This window comes from Streptomyces sp. NPDC057623 (assembly GCF_042800355.1).
In the GTDB taxonomy this organism is placed as follows: domain Bacteria; phylum Actinomycetota; class Actinomycetes; order Streptomycetales; family Streptomycetaceae; genus Streptomyces.
Genome location: NZ_JBHVGZ010000104.1, coordinates 1 through 6,727, shown reverse-complemented (window position 1 = coordinate 6,727; position 6,727 = coordinate 1). Strand labels below are relative to the sequence as shown.

Genomic DNA, 6,727 nt, shown 5'->3' with positions numbered 1-6,727 from the left:
CCCCTACGCCAAGATGACCAAGCTCTAGGACCGCTGTGCCCGGTCACGGCACACCAGGCCCGCTCACGGGCCTGTAACGAAAGGCAGACCTCCCATCGAACCGACGTCGCTGTTCTCCGCCCCGGAAGGGCAGACCCGCCGTTCCACCGCCGTATCACCGCCCCCGACGACCGACCCCTTCCAGGCCCCGGACTTCGGGGACGACGAGGTCTTCGAGTTCGAGGACGCACACGAGCCCGCCGCCCCGGGCACGCGTGCGGCGCGGCGCAAGGCCGCGTAGCACCGCACCAGCCCGAGCATGGCCCGACTGCGCTCATCCCGCCGACTACGGCCGCTGCAGCGCCGGGTGAGTGTTCGTCAGTAGAAGCCCTCCGGCGGCGCCGGCTCCAGGTGTTGTTCCGCCCAGATGGTCTTGCCCTTGGCGGTCTGGCGGGTGCCCCAGCGCTGGGTCAGCTGGGCGACCAGCAGGAGGCCGCGACCGCCCTCGTCGTAGCTGCGGGCCCGGCGCAGATGCGGGGCCGTGTTGCCCCCGTCGGAGACCTCGCAGATGAGGGAGTTGTCGTGGGTGAGATGGATGAGGCGGAGCTGGATCGGGGGTTCCGCGTGCCGGATGGCGTTGGTGACGAGTTCGCTGACGACCAGTTCGGTGACGAAGGCGGCGTCCTCCAGGTCCCAGGAGTCCAGCTGGGCCAGCGCGTCCTTGCGGGTCTGGGCGACGGCGGAGGGGTCTGACGGAACGTCCCAGGTGGCGACCTGGCTCGCGTCGAGTGCCCGGGTACGGGCCACGAGCAGAGCCACGTCGTCGGGCGGGCGGGGTGGCAGCAGATCGGTGAGGATCCTGTCGCACAGCGCGTCCAGGTTCGGCTCCGGGCCGGTGAGCAGGTGGCGGAGGCGGAAGACGCCCTCGTCGGTGTCGCGGTCCGGGGACTTGATCAGGCCGTTGGTGTAGAGGGCGAGCAGGCTGCCCTCCGGCAGGTCGATCTCGGCCGACTCGAAGGGCAGGCCGCCCAGGCCCAGCGGAGGGCCCGCCGGGAGGTGGACGAGGTCGGCGACGCCGTCGGGGCTCACCACGGCCGGGAGCGGATGCCCGGCCCGCGCCAGGCAGCAGCGCTGGGAGATCGGGTCGTACACGGCGTACAGGCAGGTCGCGCCGACCTCGCCCGCGGCGCCGCTCTCGGGGCCGCGGTCGCCGGGCCCCCGGTCGGTCGAGAGGCGGGCCACGAGGTCGTCGAGGTGGGTGAGCAGCTCGTCCGGGGGCAGGTCGATGTCGGCGAGGGTGCGTACGGCGGTGCGCAGGCGGCCCATGGTCGCGGAGGCGTGGATGCCGTGGCCGACGATGTCGCCGACGACGAGCGCCACCCGCGCCCCGGACAACGGGATCACGTCGAACCAGTCGCCGCCGACCCCGGCGTGCGCGCCCGCCGGGAGATAGCGGGAGGCGACCTCCACCGCCGCCTGCTCGGGGAGCCGCTGCGGCAGCAGGCTGCGCTGGAGCATCACCGCCGTGCCGCGTTCACGGGTGTAGCGGCGGGCGTTGTCGATGCAGACGGCCGCCCTGGCCGCCAGCTCCTCGGCCAGCACCACGTCGTCCTGCTGGAAGAGCTGGGCCTGGCGGTGGCGGACCAGAACCGCGACGCCCAGGTTGGTGCCGCGGGCCGACAGCGGAACCGCCATCACCGAGTGCACACCGAACTCACGGACCCGGGAGGCCCGGGCCGGGTCGCGGGCGACCAGCGCGGTGATCGCCGGGTGCGTCATCTCGTACACCGTGGCCCGTCCCGAGCGGAGCGTCTCGACCGGCGCGGAGCCCTCCGGGTACTCGTCCACTTCGCCCAGGGCGATGACCGCCTCCGGCACGCCCGGGGTCACGGACTGGTGGGCGGCCCGGCGCAGCACGAGCGGGGCGACCAGGGTGCCGGCCTCCGGGAGCGGCTCGTGCAGGTCGTCCAGGGCGGTCAGCAGGTCGACGCTGACGAAGTCGGCGAGTTCCGGGACGGTCACGTCCGCCAGCTCCTGCGCCGTACGCATCACGTCGAGGGTGGTGCCGATGCGGCGGCCGGCCTCCGCGATCAGCTGGAGCCGCTTGCGGGCCCAGTACTGCTCGGTCGTGTCGTGCGCGGTGAGGCAGACGCCCCGCACCTCGCCCCTCGCGTCGCGCAGCGCCGACATGAAGACCGACCAGGCGTGCTCGCGTGTCTCACCGGTGACGCGCAGGAAGTTCTCGTTGTACTGCGGCTCGCCGGTCTCCAGCACCCGCGCCATGCTCTGTTCGGCCCGGTCTCCGGCGGGACCGTCCACGATCTCGTTGACGCGCAGCCCGAGCATGTCCTCCTCGGTGAGGGCCACCGAGTGTTCCATCTCCGCGTTGGCCCGGCGCAGCCGGAGCCTGGTGTCGTAGAGCGCCAGCGCGCAGCAGGGGGACTGGGCGAAGCTCCAGGTCACGAAGGTGTCGTCGAGCAGCTCGGGCCGCTGCCCGCCGAGGGCGCGCACCAGCAGCCATTCGCCCGGCCCGGACGTCCTGTGGTGCGCCAGGACCTTGGTCCGAAGCCGTCGGCCGTCGCGGTGCCGGAGGGACAGGCTGCCGTGCCATCTGGGCAGCTGAGCGAAGGGAGGCAGGTCCTCGGCCGGTACCGGCTCGGCCAGCAGCTCGCCCGCCGGCCGCCCGACGACCTCTTCGGCCGCGTACCCCAGCAGCCGCTCGGCCCCCGCGTTCCACCCGGTCACCCTGCCGCGCTCATCGACGGTGACGCGGGCCGTGAGGGCCTCGCCGACCACGTCGTCGAGCGGCCGCGTCGTCGTCCGGCCGGTGATGACGGGCTCGTCCATGATCGTTCATCTCGCTCTCGCCGAGACACGCCCGGTCCGCGCTCCCGGCCCGCGGACGTCGGGCCGGCGTTTCCGGGTCGTCAGCAGTTGTCGACGTGGGGCACGGCCCGGCGCTCGGCGCCGGTTGCGGCACCGGAGCCCCGGGGGCCCCGGAACCGCTCACGGCTCACGTCCCTTCCCCCTTCCCATCCCCGTTCCCCTCCCCCTGACACTCCGGACGCCACATCGTCGTACGCCCCCGTCCGAGCCGGGCGTCTCCGGGGGCCAGGGCTCAGCGCGGCTCCCGCACCACCGCCGTCTCCCCCGCCGCGACGCTGACCGCCCCCGGCACCGGCTTGCCCGTGAGCAGTTCGGTGGCGTCCGGCGCGACCGCCACATGCGCGGGCCGGTCGGTGTGGTTGAGCAGGAAGAGGTAGTCGGCGTCCGGGCCGCGCCGCAGGACCGCCTCGACGCCCTGCGGCGTGCTGCGCACCGGCTCCACTCCCGCCTCCGTGCGGATACGGTCCACGAGCGCGGCCAGCGTCTCGCGATCCGGCAGCGTGGCCAGGTACCAGGTCAGGCCGGTGCCGTGCGCGTGACGGGTCACCGCCGGTACACCGTTCAGCGGGCCGGTCGTGTACGAGGCGACCGCCTCGGCGCCGGACAGGCGGACCCGCTCCGACCAGAGGGTCCCGGTACCGCCGCCGCTCAGGCCCACCGACTCCCCCGGCAGCAGCGGGAACAGCTCGTCGGTCCGCACGCCGAGCGCCTCCCGGAACGCGCCCGGGTAACCGCCCAGCCGGACGTGGCAGTTCTCGTCGACCGCGCCACTGTGGAAGCCTACGGCCAGGGTGCCGCCGCGCTCCGCGAAACCGGTGAGATTGGCCGCGCCCTCGTCGTCCACCAGGTAGAGGCTCGGCGCCAGGACCAGGCGGTAGGCCGACAGGTCCGCGTCCGGGCGGACGAAGTCCACCGCGACGCCTGCCCGCCACAGCGGCTCGTACCAGGCACGGACCAGGTCGTGGAAGCGCAGCTCGCCGCTCGGCTGGGAGGGGAGTTCCATCGCCCAGCGGGCGTTCCAGTCCCAGACGATCGCCACCTCGGCCGTGCCGACGCTGCCGCGCACCTCGGCGAGCGCCTTCAGGTCCGCGCCGAGCCGGACCACGTCCCGCCAGATCTGGCTGTCGGTGCCCGCGTGCGGAAGCATCGCCGAGTGCCACTGCTCGGCGCCCGCCTTCGCCGCGCGCCACTGGAAGTAGGCGATGCCGTCGGCGCCCCGGGCCACGTGGGCCAGCGCGTTGCGCCGCAGCTCACCCGGCCCCTTCGCCCGGTTCACCGGCTGCCAGTTCACGGCGCCCGTCGAGTGCTCCATCAGCAGCCAGGGGCCGCCCGCGAGGGAGCGGACCAGGTCGCCGCTGAGCGCGAGGTCGATCTCGGACTCGGGGTCGGCGGACTGGAGGTAGTGGTCGTTGGAGACGATGTCCAGCTTCGGGGCCCAGCGCCAGTAGTCGAGGGCGTCGAAGTTGTACATCGCCATGAAGTTGGTGGTGGCGGGGATGGTCGGGGCCGCCTCCAGCAGCACCTCGCGCTCCGCCGCGTACAGCGACAGCAGCTCGTCGCTGGAGAAGCGGCGCCAGTCGAGCTGGTGGGTGGGGTTGGGCACGGCGCCGGTGGGGCGGGGCGGGAGGATCTCGTCCCAGTCGTAGTACCACTGGCTCCAGAAACGGGTGCCCCAGGCGTCGTTGAGGGCCGCCAGGTCGTCCGCGTACCGCCTGCGCAGCCAGCGCCGGAACGCGGCGGCGCTCTCGTCGCAGTAGCACTCCGCGTTGTGGCAGCCGTACTCGTTGTGGACGTGCCACATCGCCACCGCCGGATGGTCCGCGAACCGCCCGGCCAGCGCCCGCGCCATCCGCAGGGCCGCCTCCCGGTAGGCGGGACTCGACGCGCAGAACGTCTGGCGGCTGCCGTACGACAGTCCCCGGCCGTCCTTGTCGACGGGCAGCGCCTCGGGGTGGGCCTTGAAGAACCACGCCGGGGGCGCCGCCGTCGGGGTCGCGAGGTCGGCCGCGATGCCATGGGAGTGCAGCAGGTCGAGGACGCGGTCCAGGAGGGAGAAGTCGTACGCGCCCTCCTTCGGCTCCAGCAGCGCCCAGGAGAAGATGCCGACGCTGACCATGGTCACCCCGGCCTCGCGCATCAGGCGCATGTCCTCGGCCCAGACCTCCTCGGGCCACTGCTCGGGGTTGTAGTCACCGCCGTAGGCGATGCCGGGGACGGAGAGTTCGCGCTTCATCGGGCCTCTCCCCCGAGGAGCCGGCGCGTGGTGGCCACGCCCCACTCGTCCAGCGACAGCAGCCGGTCGCTGGAGGCCATGAGGCCGCCGGTCGCCTCGACGTGCGCGGCCCACCGCTCCCGGGTCTCGACGGCCGGGCGGGCCATCAGGCAGTCCGGGTCGTTGATCCAGAGCCGGCCGTGCTGCCACTGGCGGCCGACGCCCGTGAACTCGGCGGGGTCCTGGCCGGGTTGGCTGTAGTCGTCGGCCTCGGGGCGGCGGTGCGGGCCCGTGTCGGGGCTGACCCGCATCGCGTCGAACAGGCCGATGGACGCCAGCATGGGCGCACCGCAGCCCAGCAGGTAGGCGTCCTCGCCGATCGCCTCGCGGATCAGCTCGATCCCGGAGCGGTACGCCGTCAGCGCGGCTGCGTCCCCGTCGTCTCCGCCGTGTCGTACGCCGTCCAGCGCGCCCGCGTAGAGGAAGTCGACCTTGAAGTAGTCGTAGCCCTCGGCGCGCAGGGTCCGGAAGACCTCCGTCAGATACGCCGCCGCCTCGGGATGCGTGGTGTCCAGGACGCGCAGGTCGTGGCCCCAGTTGCGGCCGGCGTGCGTGAAGCCGCCGTCCTCGTCCCGGACCAGCCACTCGGGGTGCTCGGCGGCCAGGTCGCTCGCCGGGTCGACCAGGAAGGGCGCCGTCCAGATACCGGCGCGCCGGCCCCGCGCCCTGATCGCGTCCGCGATGCCCGCGCGGGAGCGGAAGCGGCCGGAGAGGGTGAGCCAGTCGCCGAGGGCCTTCTGGTAGCCGTCGTCGATCTGGACGACGTCGATGGGCAGGTCGAGGGTGTCCATCGCACGGAGGTTCTCGTGGATGTCGTCCTCGGTGACGGCGGTGAAGTACTCGTACCAGGAGCACCAGACCGTCGGGGCCGGGCGGGGGGCCGTGAGCTGGAGGCTGTCGGCCCACTCGCCCAGCACCGACTGGACGGTGGCACCCGTCCACTCCTTCACCGGGCCGTCGGCGCTGACCTCTGCCACGCCGTCCGTCACGACCAGCCGGATGGAGGGGACGTCGGTCAGCGGGTCCGTCGCCGCCCACAGGCGGACCGGCGTGCCGTCGCCGGGGTCGAGCGCCAGCAGGCCCTCGCCCTGGAAGGCGCCCTCCGGGACGGTGACGCCGGGGCGGTAACAGACCGTCGCCCAGTTGTCGTTGGTCGGACGGTGCGGCTTGTCGCCGAGGGCGTAGGAGCCGCTCGGGCTCCAGGACTGCCAGCCCTCCTCGTGGACGCGGGCCTTGCGAGGGTCCACGGACACCGAGGCGACCGGGGTGAAGGGGTTGTGCACGGGGATCTCTTTCAAGCTGAGGGCCGTCAGCCCTTGTTGGCGCCGAGGGTGAGGCCGCTGACGAACTGGCGCTGGAGCACGAAGTAGACGATCAGCGTGGGGATCGCGGTGAGCAGGGCGCCGGCGGCGACCAGGTTGGGGTCGGTGAAGTACGCGCCGGTGAGGTTGTTCAGCGCCGAGGTGATCGGCATGTTCTCGCCGGTGGAGATCAGCACGAGGGCCCAGAAGAAGTCGTTGTAGATCCAGATGGACAGCAGCGTCGCCAGGGCCGCCATCGCCGGGCGGCACAGCGGCAGCACGATCTGCC

At 73.1% G+C, this 6,727-nt stretch carries 3 protein-coding genes and 1 pseudogene; all 4 read right to left on the bottom strand.

Annotation, left to right across the window (positions count from 1 at the left end):
* Window positions 1-357 precede the first annotated feature (357 nt).
* Complete coding sequence (locus tag ACFU95_RS47200; protein WP_383842796.1) at window positions 358-2,826, bottom strand: SpoIIE family protein phosphatase; 2,469 nt, start codon at window positions 2,824-2,826, stop codon at window positions 358-360.
* A gap of 271 nt (window positions 2,827-3,097) precedes the next feature.
* A complete protein-coding gene (locus tag ACFU95_RS47195; RefSeq protein ID WP_383842793.1) occupies window positions 3,098-5,098 on the bottom strand; it encodes a beta-galactosidase in 2,001 nt (666 codons plus the stop codon).
* Window positions 5,095-6,420: a glycoside hydrolase family 36 protein gene (locus tag ACFU95_RS47190; protein ID WP_383842790.1), complete on the bottom strand. Its 1,326-nt coding sequence runs from the start codon at window positions 6,418-6,420 to the stop codon at window positions 5,095-5,097. Before ACFU95_RS47190 ends, ACFU95_RS47195 begins: the two co-directional genes overlap by 4 nt.
* Before the next feature lie 26 nt (window positions 6,421-6,446).
* Window positions 6,447-6,727, bottom strand: a pseudogene (locus ACFU95_RS47185) (carbohydrate ABC transporter permease); the annotation flags it as partial.

Bases quoted from the DNA above. Each gene is read 5' to 3' on its own strand.
- ACFU95_RS47195 (WP_383842793.1), bottom strand. From the start codon at position 5,098: ATGAAGCGCGAACTCTCCGTCCCCGGCATCGCCTACGGCGGTGACTAC.
- ACFU95_RS47200 (WP_383842796.1), bottom strand. From the start codon at position 2,826: ATGGACGAGCCCGTCATCACCGGCCGGACGACGACGCGGCCGCTCGAC.